This window comes from Burkholderia plantarii (genome assembly GCF_001411805.1).
Classification (GTDB): Bacteria; Pseudomonadota; Gammaproteobacteria; order Burkholderiales; family Burkholderiaceae; genus Burkholderia; species Burkholderia plantarii.
This window is the reverse complement of sequence record NZ_CP007212.1, coordinates 4,085,769-4,104,198: the sequence shown is the minus strand read 5'-3', so window position 1 is coordinate 4,104,198 and position 18,430 is coordinate 4,085,769. Positions and strand designations below refer to the sequence as shown.

Below are 18,430 nucleotides of genomic sequence, written 5' to 3'. Positions count from 1 at the left end.
CGATCCGGCCAGCACGCAAGGCCGCATCAACCGCTTTCCGAATCGAACATCATGGCGCTTCTGAACATCCTGCATTACCCCGACAAACGGCTGCACAAGGTGGCCAAGCCCGTGGCGGCCGTCGACGACCGGATCCGCAAGCTCGTCGCCGACATGGCCGAGACCATGTATGCGGCGCCCGGCATCGGTCTCGCGGCGACCCAGGTCGACGTCCACGAGCGCGTGATCGTGATCGACACGTCCGAGGACAAGAACGAACTGCGCGTGTTCATCAATCCCGAGATCATCTGGTCGAGCGACGGCAAACAGATCTACGAGGAAGGCTGCCTGTCGGTGCCGGGCGTCTACGACGAGGTCGAGCGGCCCGATCACGTGCGCGTGCGCGCGCTCGACGCGCAGGGCCAGCAGTTCGAACTCGACTGCGAGGGTCTGCTGGCCGTCTGCGTGCAGCACGAGATGGATCACCTGCTCGGCCGCGTGTTCGTGCAGTACCTGTCGCCGCTCAAGCAGAACCGCATCAAGTCCAAGATGAAGAAACTCGAACGCGCGATGTGACGCGCGTGACTGACCGATCCTCCATGACTCATTCGTTGCGCGTCATCTTCGCCGGTACGCCGGAATTCGCCGCCGCGGCGCTCGCCGCGATCCACGAGGCCGGCTTCCCGGTGCCGCTGGTGCTGACCCAGCCCGACCGGCCGGCCGGTCGCGGCATGAAACTGCAGGCGAGCGCGGTCAAGCGCTACGCGCTCGATCACGGCATGCCGGTCGCGCAGCCGCCGTCGCTGCGCCGCGCCGGCAAGTACCCGGCCGAAGCGGCCGAGGCGCTCGACACGCTGCGCGCGACGCCGCACGACGTGATGGTGGTGGCCGCCTACGGGCTGCTGCTGCCGCAGGAGGTGCTCGAGATCCCGCCGCACGGCTGCATCAACATCCACGCCTCGCTGCTGCCGCGCTGGCGCGGCGCGGCGCCGATCCATCGCGCGATCGAGGCCGGCGACGCGCAGACCGGCGTCACGCTGATGCAGATGGACGTCGGGCTCGACACCGGCGCGATGCTGTCCGAAGGGCGCGTCGCGATCGCGGCCGACGAGACCACCGCGTCGCTGCACGACAAGCTCGCGGAAACGGGCGCGCGGCTGATCGTCGAGGCGCTCGTGCGGCTCGAACGCGACGGCGCGCTGGCCGCGACGCCGCAGCCGGCCGAGGGCGTCACCTATGCCGAGAAGATCGGCAAGCACGAGGCGGCGCTCGACTGGCGCGAGCCGGCCGCCCTGCTCGCGCGCCGGATTCGCGCGTTCGATCCGTTCCCGGGCGGCGCCGGCACGCTCGACGGCACGGTGATCAAGCTGTGGTCGGCCGAGCCCGTCGCCGCGCGCGATGCGGCCGAGCCGGGCACGATCGTCGAGGCCGGCGTCGACGGCGTTGTGATCGCCTGTGGCGACGGCGCGCTGCGCGTCACGCAGCTGCAGAAGCCGGGCGGCAAGCGCCTGCCCGCGCGCGAGTTTCTCGCCGGCGCGCCGCTCGCGGCCGGCCAGCGTTTCACGCTGCCCGAGGCGGGCTGAGCCTTACCGGGCGGCGGCGTTCGCGCGGCGGTCGCCATGTCTGCGGGCCACCGGCGCGACCTGCATCCTGGCCTGTTTTGCTGCCTGTTTTGCTGCCTGTTTTGCGGCCCGCATCGCGAACGGCGTCGTGATCCCGGTGCGATTCGCGTCACGATCCCAACCCGGCCCCGCGCCTCGCGACCGGCATGCGCCCACGCCATCCACGCTCATTCACCGGCCCGGCGACACGCGTAGAATGCGAACGTCATTCACGCGGTTGCAGGCGTCGCCCATGCTCGGCATCATCCATTTTGGTTTCTTCGTGCTGGCCGTGTTCCTGTTGAACATCACGCCCGGCCCTGACACCGCGTACATCATCGGCCGCAGCGTCGCGCAGGGCCGCGGCGCCGGACTCGTCTCGGCGGCCGGCATCGCGACCGGCTGCGGCGTTCACTCGCTCGCCTGCGCGTTCGGGCTGACCGCGCTGATCGCGGCGTCACCGGCCGCGTTCACGGTGATCAAGTTCGCGGGCGCCGCGTACCTGATCTATCTCGGCGTGAAGCTCGCATTGACGAAGCCCGCCGCGGCCGGGGCGACTCAAGCGGCGGCGCAATCCGGCCCCGCGCGGCCGCTGCGCCAGCTGTTCGTGCAGGGCGTCACCACCAACCTGCTCAATCCAAAGGTGGTGCTGTTCTTCGTGTCGTTCTTCCCGCAGTTCGTCGCCGCCGACAGCGCCCACAAGACGCTCGCGTTTCTCGCGCTGGGCGGCGTGTTCGTGCTGCAGGGGCTGGCCTGGAGCGCGCTCGTCGCCTGGGCCGCGGGCAGCCTCACGCGCCGTCTCGGCGGCAACGCGACCGTGAAGACATGGCTCGACCGCCTGGTGGGCAGCGCGTTCGTGGGCCTCGGGCTGCGCCTCGCCGCCGCGACCCAGCGTTGATTACGCCGGTAATGCGCGGGCCAATTTCGAGATATTGAATTTTCCGCGCGCATCCCTATCTAACGAATCGCTTACAATCGCTCGGCGGCACGCCACGGATGCCGCCGAGTGTGGTTTCGATCAAGGAGTCGACTATGTTCAACTGGGTCAAGACGGCAATGCTGATGGCCGCGATCACGGCCCTCTTCATCGTGATCGGCGGGGTGATCGGCGGGTCGCGCGGCATGGCGATCGCGCTGCTGATCGCGCTGGGCATGAATTTCTTCTCATACTGGTTCTCGGACAAGATGGTCCTGCGCATGTACAACGCGCAGGAAGTGGACGAGGCCACGGCACCGCAGTTCTACCGGATGGTGCGCGAGCTGGCCACGCGCGCAAACCTGCCGATGCCGCGCGTCTACCTGATCGACGAGGCGGCGCCGAACGCGTTCGCGACCGGGCGCGATCCCGAGCACGCGGCGGTGGCGGCCACCACCGGCATCCTGCGCGTGCTGTCCGAGCGCGAGATGCGCGGCGTGATGGCCCATGAACTCGCGCACGTGAAGCACCGCGACATCCTGATCTCGACGATCTCGGCGACCATGGCCGGCGCGATCTCGGCGCTCGCGAACTTCGCGATGTTCTTCGGCGGGCGCGACGAGAACGGCCGCCCGACCAACCCGATCGCCGGCATCGCGGTGGCGCTGCTCGCGCCGATCGCCGGCGCGCTGATCCAGATGGCGATCTCGCGCGCCCGCGAATTCGAGGCGGACCGCGGCGGCGCGCAGATCTCGGGCGACCCGCAGGCGCTCGCGACGGCGCTCGACAAGATTCATCGTTATGCGTCGGGCATCCCGTTCCAGACGGCCGAGGCCCATCCGGCCACGGCGCAGATGATGATCATGAACCCGCTTTCGGGCGGCACCATCCAGAACCTGTTCTCGACGCACCCGGCCACCGAGGAGCGCATCGCGCGTCTCATGGACATGGCGCGCACCGGGCGTTTCGACTGAAATACCGGCGCCGCTGGGGGTTTCGCGTCCCGGCGGCGCGTCAGGAGCGGCACCCGGACGGCCCGGCGGCGCATGGCGTGCCGCCGGGCCGTCGTCGTTGTCGTTGGCGCGATGAGCTGTACCGCCCGCCGCGTCGGTTCGAACCACGGGCCGGCATGCGGCGCGTCGCGGGCCGTGGTTTTTCCGGTCGGAGCGGGACGCCCGGCGCGCTACAATGCCTGGTTTGACGCCGTGCTCGCCCGGAGCGCGGCCCGCGCCGTGCCAGTGCGCTCGCTCCCGTATCCGATGACCCAGCCCCGTCCTGCCCGCCCGTCCCGTTCCCGCCAGCCGAAGCCGTCGACGCCGCCGGCCGCTGCATCCGGCGCGCCTGCCTCGCGCGGGCCGCGCCTGTCGCCGCTGCACCTGTCGCCCGACTCGCTCGGCTTCGCGCTCGACGGCGCGGCCCGCGCGATCACGGCCGTCGCGCACGGCACCGCGCTGCCCGCCGCGCTCGCGGCGGTGCAGGCCGCGCAGCCGGGCGCCGCGCAGTCGATGTCGCGCGGTGCGATCCAGGACATCGCGTATCGCACCATGCGTCGACTCGGCACCAGTGACTGGCTGATCGGCGCGCTGGTCAGCAAGGCGCCGCCCGAGCACGTGCGCGCGCTGCTTGCCTGCGCATTCGCGCTGCTCGTCGACGATCCGGCCGAGGCGGCCTACACGCCGTTCACGGTGGTCGATCAGGCGGTGACCGCGATCGGCGCGCGGCGCGAGTCCGCGTTCGCGAAGGGGCTCGTCAACGCCGTGCTGCGCCGTTTCGTGCGCGAGCGCGAAACGCTCGTCGCGCAGGCGCGGGCCGATCGCGTCGCGCGCTGGAACTATCGTCCGTGGTGGATCGAGGCGGTCGAGCGCGCGTGGCCCGAGGCCTGGCAGTCGATCCTCGCGGCCGGCGACGTGGCCGGCCCGCTGACGCTGCGCGTGAACGCGCGGCACGCGAGCGTCGAGGCTTATCTCGCGACGCTGCGCGAACACGGCATCGAGGCGGCCGCTGCCGGCCGCCACGCGGTGCGGCTCGCGGCGCCGCTGCCGGTCGACCGGATTCCCGGTTTCGCCGACGGCGTGGTGTCGGTGCAGGACGCCGGCGCACAGCTCGCGGCCGAGTGGCTCGGCGCGACCGACGGCATGCGCGTGCTCGACGCCTGCGCGGCGCCGGGCGGCAAGACCGGGCATCTGCTCGAACTGGCCGACGTCGAGGTGGTCGCGCTCGAAAGCGACGCGTCGCGCGCCACGCGCATCGGCGAGAATCTGGCGCGCCTGAAGCTGGCCGCCGAGGTGCGCGTGGGCGACGCCGGCGCGCCCGACGCGTGGCACGACGGCCGGCCGTTCGACCGGATCCTCGCCGACGTGCCGTGCTCGGCCTCGGGCATCGTGCGGCGTCATCCCGACATCCGCTGGCTGCGCCGCGAGACCGACATCGCGGCGCTGGTCGTCGAGCAGCGCCGCATCCTGCAGGCCCTGTGGCCGCTGCTGAAGCCGGGCGGCGAGCTGCTCTACGTGACCTGCTCGATCTTCCCCGAGGAAGGCGAGGCGCAGGCGCGCTGGTTTGAAGGCGCGGTTCAAGATGCGGTACGATTGGACGCGCCCGGGCAACTGCTGCCGCGGGCCGCCGCGGGCCGGCTGCCGGATGCCGGCCACGACGAGGCCGCGCGGCAGGCCGATCACGACGGATTCTTCTACGCGCGCTTTCAGAAACGGTGACGATCTCTCGCCTCCTTCCACTTCGGTTCGCGGCCGCGCTGCTGGTCGCGATCACGCTGTGCCTCGGCGCCGCCGCGCCCGTCCATGCCGAGCCGGTCAACGTGCAGCGCGCCTCGCTGCAGTCGGACGGCAGCGGCTGGGCGCTCGACGCGCGCTTCGAGTTCGAGCTGAACGCCAACCTCGAGGACGCCGTCAACAAGGGCATCCCGCTCTACTTCACGACCGACTTCGAGCTGAGCCGCGCGCGCTGGTACTGGTTCGACGAGCAGCCGGTGTCGGTGTCGCAGACCATCCGCCTGTCGTTCCAGCCGCTCACGCGCGAGTACCGCGTCTCCACGGGCGGGCTCCAGCTCGGCTTCCCGACGCTGAAGGAGGCGCTCGCGGTGGTCCAGCACGTCACCTCGTGGCATGTGATCGACCGCAGCCAGGTGCAGGCGGGCGAAACCTACACGGCCTCGGTGCGCATGCAGCTCGACACGGCGCTGATGCCCAAGCCGTTCCAGGTCGACGCGGTGAACAACCGCGACTGGAGCCTGCTGTCCGACTGGAAGCGCTTCACGTTTACGGTGGCCGATCGTGCGAAATAGCCTGCGGCGCCTCGTGTTCGGCAGAAGCCTGATCGTCCGCGTGATCGTCCTCACGGTGGCGATCACGGCGCTGCTGCTGCTGGTGCTGCTCGCGGCCGCGAGCGCCAACACCGAGTTCTTCGATCGCTACTACTCGTGGCTCTACACGGCCAACATCCTGGTCGCGCTGGTGTTCCTGCTGGTGGTGCTGGCGCTGGTCGGGATGATCTTCGTGCGGCTGCGGCGCGGCAAGTTCGGCACGCGCCTTTTGGCCAAGCTCGCCGTGTTCTTCGCGCTGGTCGGCGTGGTGCCGGGCGGGATCATCTACATCGTCTCGTACCAGTTCGTCTCGCGCAGCATCGAGTCGTGGTTCGACGTCAACGTCGAGACCGCGCTGACGGCGGGCCTCAACCTCGGCCGCGGGATGCTCGACGCGTCGCTGTCGGACCTGCAGAACAAGGCGCGGCTGATGTCCGAGCAGCTCGCCAGCGCCGACGCCACCACCAACGGCACCACGCTCACGCTGCTGCGGCTGCGCGACCAGTTCGGCGTGCAGGACGCGACCATCGTCGAGCCGGGCCACACCGGCTCGGGCGCGGCCCCCGACCTGCACATCGTGGCGCAGGCCTCGGGCAACTTCGCCGCGCTGATCCCCGACGACATGCCCACGTCGCTGATGCTCGGCCAGGCGCGCGAGCACGGCGGCTATGCGGCGATCGAGGGCGAGGTGGACGGCGATCCGCGCGCGCGCGGCTCGAAGGGCGCGCTGCGGCTGCGCGTGGTGCAGCGCATCCCCGATTCGTCGACGGCGCTGCTGCAGCCGGTCGAGCGCTACCTGCAGCTGACCCAGCCGGTCTCGCCCTCGCTCGCGCGCAACGCCGACGCCGTGCAGCGCGCCTATCGCGAGTACCAGGAGAAGTCGCTCGGCCGCAGCGGGCTGCGCAAGATGTACATCGGCACGCTGACGCTCGCGCTGTTCCTCGCCACCTTCATCGCGATGATGATCGCGCTCGCGCTCGGCAACCAGCTCGCGCGGCCGCTGTTCCTGCTCGCGCAGGGCACCAAGGAAGTGGCCGAGGGCGACTACACGCCCAAGCGCGAGCTGAAGACGCGCGACGAGCTCGGCTTCCTCACGCAGTCGTTCAACGCGATGACGCGGCAGCTTTCCGAGGCGCGGCTCGCCGTGGAGCGCAACCGCGTCGCGCTCGAACATTCGAAAACTTATCTCGAAAGCATCCTCGCGAACCTGACGGCCGGCGTGTTCGTGCTCGACCGGCAGTTCCGGCTGACCATCGCGAACCGCGGCGCCGAGCGGATCTTCCGCCAGCCGTTCCTGGCGCAGATCGGCACCGCGCTCGACCACATCGTGGTGGTGGCCGAGTTCGGCGCGATGGTGAGGAAGGCGTTCGCCGACCGCGAGGCGGCGGGCCAGGGCGGCGGCGAGGATCGCGGCCACTGGCAGCAGCAGTTCGCGGTGGTGGTGCCGGGCGAAACCGACCCGCTCACGCTGCTGGTGCGCGGCACGCGTCTTGCGTCATCGGTGGCCGGCGAGGCCCATGATCCGCAGACTTCGGGCTACGTGGTGGTGTTCGACGACATCTCCGACGTGATCTCGGCGCAGCGCTCGGTGGCCTGGGGCGAAGTCGCGCGGCGCCTCGCGCACGAGATCAAGAATCCGCTCACGCCGATCCAGCTGTCGGCCGAGCGGCTGCAGATGAAGCTGGCCGACAAGCTGGCCGCGCCCGACGCCGAGGTGCTCAAGCGCGGCGCCACCACCATCGTCAATCAGGTGGCGGCGATGAAGCGCATGGTCGACGATTTCCGCGAATATGCGCGCACCCCGCCCGCGGTGCTCGGCAACCTGCAACTGAACGATCTCGTCAGCGAGGTGCTGACGCTGTACGGTGTGGGCGAAGGCAAGAACATGATCGTGGTCGAGCAGGGGCCGCTGCCGGTGATCCGCGGCGACGCCACGCAACTGCGCCAGGTGATCCACAACCTGCTGCAGAACGCGCAGGATTCGGTGGGCGAGGTCGCGCATCCCCGTGTGTCGCTCGAAACGAGGGCAGTAGAATATGGCGACCCCGATGCGAACGGCACGAAGCGCATCGCGGTGCGGCTGACCGTGTCCGACAACGGGCCCGGCTTCCCGGCGCGGATCCTCACGCGCGCGTTCGAGCCTTACGTGACGACCAAGGCGAAGGGCACCGGGCTCGGCCTCGCGACGGTGAAGAAGATCGTGGATGAACACGGTGCGCGGATCGATCTGCGCAACCGGATGCAGGGCGAGGTCGTCGAGGGGGCGCAGGTGTCGATCCTGTTCCTGCAACTCGCCGACGACACGACGGGCTCCGAAGGCGGAGCGAACAGCGGAACGGCACCCGCCAAGACAAAAGCAACAGTGCAGACAAGGGCAGCGTAAATGGCAACCATCCTGGTGGTAGATGATGAAATGGGCATCCGGGAATTGCTCTCGGAAATCCTCGCCGACGAAGGACATGTCGTCGAGGTGGCGGAAAACGCGCAGGCTGCGCGCGAGTATCGCCAGCGTCACGCGCCCGACCTCGTGCTGCTCGATATCTGGATGCCCGATACCGACGGCGTCACGTTGTTGAAGGAGTGGGCGAGCCACGGACAACTGACGATGCCGGTGATCATGATGTCGGGCCATGCGACGATCGACACGGCGGTCGAGGCGACCAAGATCGGCGCGCTCGATTTTCTCGAGAAACCGATCGCGTTGCAGAAGCTCCTGAAATCGGTGGAGCACGGGCTCGCGCGCGGCGCGGCGCCGGTGCTGCAGCACCCGGCCGCGAAGCCGGCCGCCGGCCCGGTGCCGGTCGCCTCGGCGGCCGCGCTGCCGTCGCTCGGCGAGGAGCCGGGCGTGCCGGTCGGGCTCGCGGGGCAGGCGGCCGCGATTCCGTTCGACATCCCGCTGCGCGAGGCGCGCGACGCGTTCGAGCGCGCCTACTTCGAGTACCACCTCGCACGCGAGAACGGCAGCATGACGCGCGTGGCGGAGAAGACCGGGCTCGAGCGCACGCACCTTTATCGCAAGCTCAAGCAGCTCGGCGTCGAGCTCGGCAAGAAGGTGCCCGAAGGCGGGCTTTGAAATTTTCTGGAAAAGGGCTTGCTCTCCATCGGGGAGCTCACTATAATCTCACTTCTTCGTTGGCCCGGTAGCTCAGTTGGTAGAGCAGCGGATTGAAAATCCGCGTGTCGTTGGTTCGATTCCGACCCAGGCCACCAAGTATTCAAAGGTCCAAAGGCTTCACGGCTTTTGGACCTTTTCCTTTTTCCGGAACGGGAAGCGGCGCGCGGGTTCCTTGCGCGAGTCGATGCGCGGCAGGCGCGCCGCGCGCGGCCTCACCCGGCGCAGGCGCGGGCCGCATGATAAAATCCCTGCCGACTCAAAGACTTGAAGGACTTGAGGACGCAGCTTTCCGGCGCCGCAAGTCCTTTTTTGTTTGGCGCCGAGCCGCCGCATACTCCGCTCACGCGGCGTCGGCCATGCTGGCGGCGCCCCCGGCATCGCGCGACGCGGGCCTCTTGATACACGGAGTACACGGTGATTCGGACAGACGCTAAGGGTGGCGCGCTCGTGCTGTTTTCCGGCGGCCAGGATTCGGCGACCTGCGTTGCCTGGGCGCTCGAACGTTACCAGACCGTCGAGACGCTCGGCTTCGACTACGGCCAGCGGCATCGCGTCGAGCTGGAGTGCCGCGAAGGCGTCCGCGAAGCGCTGCGCACGCGGTTTGCGCAGTGGGCCGGCCGGCTCGGCGACGATCACATGATCGACCTGTCGGTGCTCGGCGCGATCAGCGATACCGCGATGACGCGCTCGATCGAGATCGAGATGGCCGATAACGGGCTGCCGAACACGTTCGTGCCGGGCCGCAACCTGCTGTTCATGACGATCGCGGCGGCCGTGGCCTACCGGCGCGGGCTCAAGGTGCTGGTGGGCGGCATGTGCGAGACCGATTTCTCCGGCTATCCCGACTGCCGCGACGACACCATGAAGGCGCTGCAGGTCGCGCTCAATCTCGGCATGGACACGCGCGTGGTGCTCGAGACGCCGCTGATGTGGCTCGACAAGGCCGACACCTGGCGGCTCGCCGAGCAGCTGGGCGGCGCCGCGCTGGTCGAGCTGGTACGCGTCGAGACGCATACCTGCTACGTGGGCGAGCGCGCCGAGCTGCACGACTGGGGCTTCGGCTGCGGCGCGTGCCCGGCCTGCAAGCTGCGCCGGCGCGGCTACGAGGCGTACCGCAACGGCGAACAGGTGACCGAGGCGCCGGCCTGAGGTGCCGCTCCGGGGTGCCGCGTTGAGGATTGCCCTGGAAGCGGCGCCGGCCGGGCGGCTCTCGCGCGGGTCGCGCCCGACCAGTCGGGCATCAGTCAGTCGCGCGGGCATCCCGCGCACCAATGGAACGGGCGGCGTCGAGCCGCCGCACGAGCGATGACGTACACGGTCAAGGAAATCTTCTACACATTGCAGGGCGAGGGCGCGAACGCCGGGCGCCCGGCCGTGTTCTGCCGCTTCGCCGGCTGCAATCTGTGGACCGGCCGCGAGGCCGACCGCGACAGCGCCGTCTGCCGGTTCTGCGATACCGACTTCGTCGGCACCGACGGCGAGAACGGCGGCAAGTTCAAGACGCCCGAGCTGCTCGCCGATCAGGTCGCGGCGCTGTGGCCGGCGGGCGAGGCGCACCGCTTCGTGGTCTGCACGGGCGGCGAGCCGATGCTGCAGCTCGACCAGCCGCTCGTCGACGCGCTGCATGCGCGCGGCTTCGAGATCGCGATCGAGACCAACGGCTCGCTGCCGGTGCTCGACACGATCGACTGGATCTGCGTGAGCCCGAAGGCCGACGCGCCGCTGGTGGTGACCCGCGGGCACGAACTGAAGGTCGTGATCCCGCAGGACAACCAGCGCCTCGCCGAGTACGCGGGGCTCGATTTCGAGTACTTCCTCGTGCAGCCGATGGACGGCCCCTCGCGCGACATCAATACGAAGCTCGCGATCGACTGGTGCAAGCGCCATCCGCAATGGCGGCTGTCGATGCAGACCCACAAATACCTGAACATTCCCTGAGCCGCGAGCTTCACTCATCGTGCTGATTACCCGAAAACTCGAATTCGACGCGGGGCACCGCATCCCCGACCACCGCAGCCAGTGCCGCAACCTGCATGGCCATCGCTACGTGCTCGAAATCACGCTGCGCGGCGACCTCGTCGACGTCGAGGGCGCGCCGGACCGCGGCATGGTGATGGATTTCGCCGACGTGAAGTCGCTCGCGATGGAGCATCTGGTCGGCAAGTGGGACCACGCGTTCCTCGTCTACGCGCGCGACGAGGTGGTGCGCTCGTTCCTCGAGAAGATGGCCGACCACAAGACGGTCGTGCTCGACCGCATCCCCACCGTCGAGAACCTCGCGGCGATCGCGTTCGACATCCTCGCGAACGTCTACGACGCGCACTACGGCGTAAACCTTCGCCTTGAGCGCGTGCGGCTCTACGAGACGCCGAACTGCTGGGCCGACGTGGAGCGCGAGCCGGGCCGCTGAGAAGCGGTTGTACGAGCGCGCCGGCGGCGTTGGTGCGTGCCGGGTGCATTTACCCGCTCGTGGCGGCTCTGCCTGTCGATGCCTGTCGATGTCGTTCGGCGCAATTCATCTGGCTGTCCGGCGCGTGCGTCGCTGATGCGCGGCGTGCCGTGCTCACCGCTTTCTCCCGCCTTTGCGCGGTTTTTTCGCCGTTCCAGTTTGCCGCCGCGCTGGCGGGCGCCTTGCCCGCGGCGCCGTTGCCCGCTTCCTTTCCCCACCGTCGCGACCGCTTCGCCCGGCCGTTTCCCGCGCCGCGTCCGCGCCCGGCAGCACATTTCTGGCCGCTGTATGATCGTCGCGCGCGTGGTGCCGCGGGCCGATCCGGTCGCTCGCCGCCGCGCGCCGCCACCCGCTCGGGAGCCGGCAGCCGCCTCGCGTCGCTCACGCCTTCCCCCGATTACAACAACGACTTCGCCGCCCCGCGCGGCGAAACATCGGATCGCGCGCGCGCGGGTCGCGCGGGATCCGACGCGCGGCGGTCCGCGCGTGACGCAGGAGGAATGGACATGAACGGCTTACGGATGCGGGCGCGGCGCGCCATGCAGGAAATGCCCGCGCGTCGGCGCGTCGGCGGCGTGCTCGCGCTCGGCGTGGCGCTCGCGTGGTTCGCGGCGAACGGGCCGGCGCAGGCGGCCGATGCCGCGGCCTCGGCGCCGGCCGCCGCGGCCGCGAGCCGGCCCGCCGCGAAGGCGCCGAAACACGCCGGCAAGCCGAAAGCCTCGCGCGCGACCACCGAGTCGGCCGTCGCGGACTACAACGCGGGCGACTATCCGGCCGCGCTGGCCGGCTTCCGGCGTGAGGCGGCGCGCGGCGACCGGCTCGCGCAGTTCAACTACGCAATGATGCTGCTCAAGGGCGAGGGCACGGCCGCCAGCGTGCCGGACGGCGTGCGCTGGCTGACCGAGGCGGCCGGGGCCGGCATGACGCAAGCGCAATACGTGCTCGCGACGATGTACGACGACGGCCAGTTCGTCGCGCGCGACGCGACGGCGGCGCACGGCTGGTATCTGAAGGCGGCGCAGCAGGGCAGCGTGCAGGCCGAACTCGCGCTCGCCAACCAGTTCCTGGACGGTCGCGGCACGCCGCGCGACAACCACGAGGCGTTCGTCTGGTACCAGAGGGCGGCCGACGCCGGCGAGCCGGTCGCGCAATACGTGACCGCCTCGTTCTACGAGCACGGCGGCGACGGCGTCGCGGTGAACCTGAACATCGCGCGCGCCTATTACGCGGCGGCGGCGACGCAGGGCGACGAGGTGGCCGCGCTGAAGTATCAGGAGCTCAGCGGGATCCTGCGCGCGCAGGTGGCGGCGGCCGCTTCGCAGGCGTCGGCCGCGCAACCGGCCTCGCAGTGAACGCGCGGCGCCGCGGCCAGATCGCTGCGCCGCGGTTATCGTACGAGCGGCCGGCACGGGCGGCATGGCCGGCGCGCGGTGCGATCCGGTTGCCGCGCGTCGCGCGGTGAACCCGGCTGGCGATGCCCGCTGCGTGGCGTTGAACGGCATCGCCGGTGCCAAGACGGAAGCGATCGGCCCGGGCCGGGCCCTCGCCGTCGTCGGGCACGCCGCCCGGCGAAACGATCGCCCCGCGAACCGGCTCCTCGCGAACCGGCCCCTCGCCAACCGGTCGCCCCAATGAAAAATGCCCGCTCACGCGGGCATCCTGCACATCGACGCAAGCGGGGCCGGCCTGCTACGACTTCATCAGCCGCTTCTGCCGCCCGACGCTCATGATCAGGCCGGTCGCGACGCCGAGCGTGATCAGCGCGGTGCCGCCGTAGCTCATGAACGGCAGCGGCACGCCCACCACCGGCAACACGCCGCTGACCATCCCGACGTTGACGAACGCATAGGTGAAGAAGCCGAGCGACAGCGAGCCGGCCAGCAGGCGCCCGAACAGCGTCGAGCCCTGCGCGGCGATGATCAGCCCGCGCGTGATCAGCGCCATGTAGAGCGTGAGCAGCACGAGGCCGCCCGCGAGCCCGAATTCCTCGGAGTACACCGCGAAGATGAAGTCGGTGTGCTTCTCGGGGATGAACTCGAGGTGGGCCTGCGTGCCCTTCAGGTAGCCCTTGCCGAACGGCCCGCCCGAACCGATCGCGATCACCGCCTGGATCGTGTGGAAGCCCTTGCCGAGCGGATCGGTGGTGGGATCGAGCAGGGTGCAGACGCGGTGTTTCTGGTAGTCGTGCATCAGCGGCCAGACCACCTGCGGCTGGCAGATCTTGTCCTCGAAGGTGGCGATCGCGACCACGGCGATCACGCCGGCGACGAGCACCGGCACGATCAGCTTGAACGACAGCCCGGCCAGGTAGATCACGAACAGGCCGGCCGCCAGCACCAGCACGGCGGTGCCGAGGTCGGGCTGCTTGGCGATCAGCCCGACCGGCAGCAGCAGGATGCCGAACGCGACCAGATAGTCGTACCAGCGAATCCCGCCCTCGCGGCGCTGGTAGTACCAGGCGAGCATCAGCGGCGTGGCGATCTTGAGGATCTCCGACGGCTGGATCACGACGCCGATGTTGAGCCAGCGTTTCGCGCCCTTCTTGGTCATCCCGAACAGCGCGACGGCCACCAGCAGCGCGATGCCGAACGAGTAGAGCGGCACCGCGAAGCGCATCAGCGTCTGCGGCGGGATGTTCGCGATGATCCACATCAGCACGAACGTCAGCATGATGTTGCGAAGCTGGTCCTCGACGCGCCCGGGCATGTCGATGCTCGCGCTGTAGAGCGTGACGATGCCCACGCAGAGCAGCAGGAACACGATCAGCGCGAGCGGGCGGTCGAAGCCCGCGAACATCTGTTTGGCCTTGTCGAGCCAGGCGCGCTTGTCGAATTGCATGCCTTTCTCCGTTATTCGTCGATGCCGGCCGCGGCGGGCCGGGCGGGAGTGCGTTCGTCGCGCGCCGCGGCGGGCGCGGAGGCCGCGCTCGCGGGCGCGCGGTGCGGCCTGCGCGGCAGCCGCCGGGCGGGCGGCAGGCTGGCCTCGACGGGCGCCGCGGCGCCGGCGGAATCACCGGAGCCGGACGCGCCCGCGCCATCGGGCATGCCGCCCGAGGCTGCATCGGCCGCGCTCGCGCCGCTGGCCGCGGCGGCCGCGCTCGCGGCGGCGGGCGGCACCGGCTGCGGCAGCGCCGTGAAGCCGGCCGCGATTTCCACGGGCTGGGTGGTGTCGCCGACCACGGGCGCGCTGACGGGTGCGGTGGCCGAGGCGGCGGCGGCCACCGCGGTAGCCTCGTTGACGGGGTTCTGGCGCTCGACCAGATAGAAGTCGAGCACCTTGCGCGCGATCGGGCCGGCTGACTGCGCACCCCAGCCGCCGTTCTCGACGATCAGCGCGAGCGCGATGCGCGGATGGTCGGCCGGCGCGTAGGCGGTGAAGAGCGCGTGGTCGCGCAGCCGTTCGGCAAGCAGGTGGCCGCGGTAGTTCGAGCCCTGCAGCGAGAAAACCTGCGCCGTGCCGGTCTTGCCGGCCGCCGTGTAGGGCGCGCCGCGGAAGACCTGGTAGGCGGTGCCGGACGGGTTCTCGATCACGTTCTCCAGGCCGCGCTTGACCACGTCGATGTTGGCCTGCTTGAGCGGGATCACGGCGCTTTCCTTCGGCACGGTCAGGTGCCGCTCGCGCGTGATCGGGTCCTCGATTTCCTTGACCAGGTGGGGCTTCATCACGACGCCGTTGTCGGCCAGCGTGGCCATCGCGTGCGCGAGCTGCAGGATCGTGAACGAGTTGTAGCCCTGGCCGATCCCGAGGCTGATGGTTTCGCCGTCGTACCACTTCTGCAGCGCGGGCTTGCGGAACGTCTTGCGCTTCCATTCCGGCGACGGCAGCACGCCGCGCGCTTCGCCCTGCACGTCGATGCCGGTGATCTGGCCGAAGCCGAACGGCTTCATGAAGTTCGCGATGTTGGTCACGCCGAGGTCGCGCGCGAGCATGTAGAAGTAGGTGTCGTTCGACACCATGATCGCGCGGTTCATGTCGACCCAGCCCTGGCCCGAGCGCACGTCGTTGCGGAACGTGTGGCCGCCGAACGTGAAGTAGCCGGGATCCTGGAAGCCCCAGCCGGGCGTGCGCTTGCCCAGTTCGAGCCCGGCCAGCGCCATGAACGGCTTGTAGGTCGAGCCGGGCGGGTAGGTGCCGTGCAGCGGGCGGTTCAGCAGCGGCTTGTCGGGCGAGGTGTTGAGTTCGTCCCAGGTCTGCTGGTCGATCCCGTCGACGAACGAGTTCGGGTCGAAGCTCGGCGACGACACGAACGCGAGCACGTCGCCCGTGCTCGGCTCGATCGCCACCAGCGCGCCGCGCTTGCCGGCGAACGCCTGCTCGGCCACCTGCTGCAGCCCGATGTCGATCGACAGCACGAGATTGTCGCCGGGCGTGGCCTGGGTGCGCGACAGCGTGCGCACCGGCCGCCCACCCGCCGTCACCTCGACTTCCTCGAAACCGGTCACGCCGTGCAGCTCGGTCTCGTAGCTCTGCTCGACGCCGATCTTGCCGATGTAGTCGGTGCCCTTGTAGTTGTTGGCGTCGCGGCGCGGGTCGTAGTGCTCGGGATCGCCGTCGTTCGCTTCGCTCATCGCGTCGATGTGATCCTGGTCGCGCTTCGAGATCCGGCCGATGTAGCCGATCACGTGCGCGGCCGTCGGCCCGAGCGGGTATTGCCGGAACAGCCGCGCGCGCACCTCGACGCCGGGAAAGCGCCAGCGCTGCGCCGTGAAGCGCGCCACTTCCTCGTCGCTCAAGCGGGTGCGGATCGGCAGGCTTTCGAAATTCTTCGAATCCTCCTGCAGCTTCTTGAAGCGGCGGCGGTCGCGCGCGTCGATCGGGATCACCTCCGAGAGCGCGTTGATGGTGTTGTCGAGCGTGTCGGTCAGCTTCGACGGCGTGATTTCGAGCGTGTACGCGGAGTAATTGCGCGCCAGCACCACGCCGTTGCGGTCGGTGATGATGCCGCGGTTCGGCACGATCGGCGCGACCGAGATGCGGTTCTCGTCGGCCTGCAGCGCGTATTTGCTGTGCTGCCAGACCTGCAGGTAGAAGAAGCGGGTCGCGAGCAGCCCGAAGCAGACGAACACGAACAGCCCCGCCGCCGCGACGCGCAGGCGGAACTTCGAGAGCTGCTGTTGTGTGTCCTTGAATTCGGTCATGCGAGTCAGGAGGAAAGCGGTCGCGCCGACTGCGCGCGGGTGTCGGGGCTCGCGGCGGGGGCCGGTGGCGGGACGCTCGGCATGCGGCGGCCGGTGCGGGTCAGATCGGCCGCGTGTCGTCCGGATCGACCGGGCGGCGTTGCGGCATCAACAGCAGGAGGCTCGCGAGCGGCCAGAGCACGGCCTCCACGAACCCGTCGACGAGATAGCTCCAGCCCGGGAACGCGGCGCCCATCACGAGGCGGATCACGAACGGCACGAGCTGCGCCACCACCAGCAGCGGCGCCACGTAGAACATCTGCACGCCGAGCGAGAGCCACAGCACGCGGCGGTGGATCGTGATCGCGCCATACGACAGCAGCGTGTAAGCGAGCGCGTGCTCGCCGAGCAGCCCCGCGTCGTGGACGTCCATCAGGATCCCGAGCAGGAACGCCACGCCCATGCCGACCTTGCGCGGCTGGTGGATGTTCCAGAACAGCAGCACCACGGCGACGAAGTCGGGCACGCCGGGCAGCCGCCCCCACGGCATCAGGTTCAGCAGGAACGCGGCGGCGAGGCTGAAGACGATGAAGTACGGATTGACCGGCTGCAGGATGTATTGCGGACGGCTCATGGCTGCGCTCCGCGTGACGGGGCGGCGGCGGGGGCCGCCGGGGCCGGACGCGCGGTGGCCGGGGCCGCCGCCGTGGCGGGGCGCGGCGCCGGTCGGGCGGCGGCCGGCTCGGCGGATTTTCCGGCGGGCTTTTCAGCGGGTTTTCCGGCTGGCTGTTCCGCCGATCTGGCGCCGCTGGCCGCGGCGGCCGTGCTGGCCGGCTGGGCGGCTCCGTCGCCCTTGCCCCTGTCGGCGGTTTTCGCGCCTTTCCTGCCCTTCGCGTTCTTGTCGGCGGCCGGCTCCGGATCGACCGGACGCGGCGGCACGTCGCTCTGGTAGTGCAGCACGAGCATTTCGCGCGCGCCGCGCACGGCGGCGATCGGCATGCAGACGACGTGCGCGAACGCGGTATCGGCGAGCTTGTCGATGCGGACCACCCTGGCGACCGGCAGCCCGGGCGGATAGAGGCCGTCGAGGCCGCTCGTCACGAGCTCGTCGCCGACCATCAGGTCCGCGCTGGTCGGCACGAAGCGCAGGTCCAGCGAGTCGCCCTTCGGAGTGCCGTAGATCACGCTGCGCAGCCCGGTGCGCAGCACCTGCACGGGGATCGCGAGATCGCGGTCGGTGATCAGCGTGATCTCGGCCTGCAGCGGGAACACGCGTGTGATCTGGCCGATCACGCCGTCCTCGGTGACCACCGGCGCGCCGTTCTGGATCTCGTCGTGCGGGCCGCGGCCGATCACGACCTTCTGCGAGAACGGGTCGCTCGTGTCGTACTGGATCTCGACCGGCGTGGCCTGCGCGGCGATGCGCGCGCGCAGGCCGAGCACGGCGCGCAGGTGGGCGTTGTCGGCCGCGAGCAGGGCGGCCTGATTGGCCTGCAGCGACAGCGTCAGGTTGCGCTGGTGCAACTGCTGGTTGTCGTGGCGCAGCGACGCGTTGGTCGCGGCGAGATCGGCCGCGCCCATGAACAGGTCGCGCGGCACCAGCGCGGCCCGCTGCAGCGGGTACAGCGCGGTGCCGAGAATGCCCCGGACGATTTCGAGCGTGCTGAAGCGCGCGTCCGAGACGAGGAGCGCGATCGCCAGCGCGACGAAGAAGATCAGCCGCGCGAGCGCGGACGGACCTTGCTTGAAGAGGGGCGGCGGACTGTATTCCATGGTCGGCGCCGGGCGCTCGATCGGTTAAATGTTCCTCAGACGCGCAAAACGCGCGGCGGTTCGGCTGATCGTGACAAGCCGTGGCCTCGCGCGCGCGTTATCGGTATCTGCTGCATGCCGGGATGGGGGCGCGGTGGTCGGCCCCCGCGTGCCGGGCCGGCCGC

The 18,430-nt window shown here is 69.9% G+C and carries 16 protein-coding genes and 1 tRNA gene; 13 read left to right on the top strand and 4 right to left on the bottom strand.

The genetic code is table 11. The features are described 5' to 3' along the window. Positions 1-51 precede the first annotated feature (51 nt). The 13 genes from def (at position 52) to bpln_RS17595 (ending at position 12,728) form a co-directional block, all read left to right on the top strand. Positions 52-555, top strand: a complete 504-nt coding sequence (gene def, locus bpln_RS17655) for a peptide deformylase (protein WP_042626309.1) — start codon at positions 52-54, stop codon at positions 553-555. 23 nt (positions 556-578) lie between these two features. Continuing rightward, positions 579-1,562 carry a methionyl-tRNA formyltransferase gene (gene fmt / locus bpln_RS17650; protein WP_055139393.1) on the top strand — a complete coding sequence of 328 codons (984 nt, stop codon included), beginning with the start codon at positions 579-581 and terminating at the stop codon, positions 1,560-1,562. A gap of 271 nt (positions 1,563-1,833) precedes the next feature. Beyond that, entirely contained in the window at positions 1,834-2,478 is a 645-nt protein-coding gene (locus bpln_RS17645; RefSeq protein WP_055139392.1) for a LysE family translocator, read from the top strand. A gap of 134 nt (positions 2,479-2,612) precedes the next feature. Continuing rightward, positions 2,613-3,470, top strand: coding sequence for a zinc metalloprotease HtpX (htpX, locus tag bpln_RS17640; protein WP_055139391.1), 858 nt, complete (start codon positions 2,613-2,615; stop codon positions 3,468-3,470). A gap of 285 nt (positions 3,471-3,755) precedes the next feature. Further along, positions 3,756-5,207 carry a 16S rRNA (cytosine(967)-C(5))-methyltransferase RsmB gene (gene rsmB, locus bpln_RS17635; RefSeq protein WP_055139570.1) on the top strand — a complete coding sequence of 484 codons (1,452 nt, stop codon included), beginning with the start codon at positions 3,756-3,758 and terminating at the stop codon, positions 5,205-5,207. After that, a complete protein-coding gene (locus bpln_RS17630; protein WP_042626304.1) occupies positions 5,204-5,794 on the top strand; it encodes a DUF4390 domain-containing protein in 591 nt (196 codons plus the stop codon). The genes rsmB and bpln_RS17630 overlap by 4 nt, the downstream gene beginning before the upstream one ends. A gap of 1 nt (position 5,795) precedes the next feature. Then, positions 5,796-8,195 (top strand): sensor histidine kinase EsaS, encoded by a 2,400-nt coding sequence (gene esaS / locus bpln_RS17625; RefSeq protein WP_420807365.1) that lies wholly within the window; start codon positions 5,796-5,798, stop codon positions 8,193-8,195. Next, a complete protein-coding gene (gene esaR / locus bpln_RS17620) occupies positions 8,196-8,885 on the top strand; it encodes a response regulator transcription factor EsaR (protein WP_042626302.1) in 690 nt (229 codons plus the stop codon). It abuts the gene before it with no gap. A gap of 61 nt (positions 8,886-8,946) precedes the next feature. Further along, a tRNA-Phe gene (locus bpln_RS17615) sits at positions 8,947-9,022 on the top strand. A 319-nt stretch (positions 9,023-9,341) separates the two neighbouring features. Further along, positions 9,342-10,076, top strand: a complete 735-nt coding sequence (queC, locus tag bpln_RS17610) for a 7-cyano-7-deazaguanine synthase QueC (RefSeq protein ID WP_042626301.1) — start codon at positions 9,342-9,344, stop codon at positions 10,074-10,076. Positions 10,077-10,232: 156 nt separating this feature from the next. Next, positions 10,233-10,865 (top strand): 7-carboxy-7-deazaguanine synthase, encoded by a 633-nt coding sequence (gene queE / locus bpln_RS17605; RefSeq protein ID WP_042626300.1) that lies wholly within the window; start codon positions 10,233-10,235, stop codon positions 10,863-10,865. A gap of 19 nt (positions 10,866-10,884) precedes the next feature. Continuing rightward, positions 10,885-11,337: a 6-carboxytetrahydropterin synthase QueD gene (queD, locus tag bpln_RS17600; protein WP_042626299.1), complete on the top strand. Its 453-nt coding sequence runs from the start codon at positions 10,885-10,887 to the stop codon at positions 11,335-11,337. Positions 11,338-11,882: 545 nt separating this feature from the next. Beyond that, positions 11,883-12,728, top strand: coding sequence for a tetratricopeptide repeat protein (locus bpln_RS17595; RefSeq protein ID WP_082465338.1), 846 nt, complete (start codon positions 11,883-11,885; stop codon positions 12,726-12,728). 337 nt (positions 12,729-13,065) lie between these two features. Here bpln_RS17595 and rodA read toward each other — a convergent pair whose 3' ends face one another. The 4 genes from rodA to mreC form a co-directional block, all read right to left on the bottom strand. Next, the gene (rodA, locus tag bpln_RS17585; protein ID WP_042626297.1) at positions 13,066-14,214 is read right to left on the bottom strand and encodes a rod shape-determining protein RodA; all 1,149 of its coding nucleotides are present in this window, start codon (positions 14,212-14,214) and stop codon (positions 13,066-13,068) included. An 11-nt stretch (positions 14,215-14,225) separates the two neighbouring features. Beyond that, positions 14,226-16,514, bottom strand: coding sequence for a penicillin-binding protein 2 (gene mrdA / locus bpln_RS17580; protein WP_055139388.1), 2,289 nt, complete (start codon positions 16,512-16,514; stop codon positions 14,226-14,228). A gap of 100 nt (positions 16,515-16,614) precedes the next feature. Then, a complete protein-coding gene (gene mreD, locus bpln_RS17575) occupies positions 16,615-17,127 on the bottom strand; it encodes a rod shape-determining protein MreD (protein ID WP_042626295.1) in 513 nt (170 codons plus the stop codon). Then, positions 17,124-18,266: a rod shape-determining protein MreC gene (mreC, locus tag bpln_RS17570; protein ID WP_055139387.1), complete on the bottom strand. Its 1,143-nt coding sequence runs from the start codon at positions 18,264-18,266 to the stop codon at positions 17,124-17,126. Before mreC ends, mreD begins: the two co-directional genes overlap by 4 nt. Positions 18,267-18,430 lie beyond the last annotated feature (164 nt).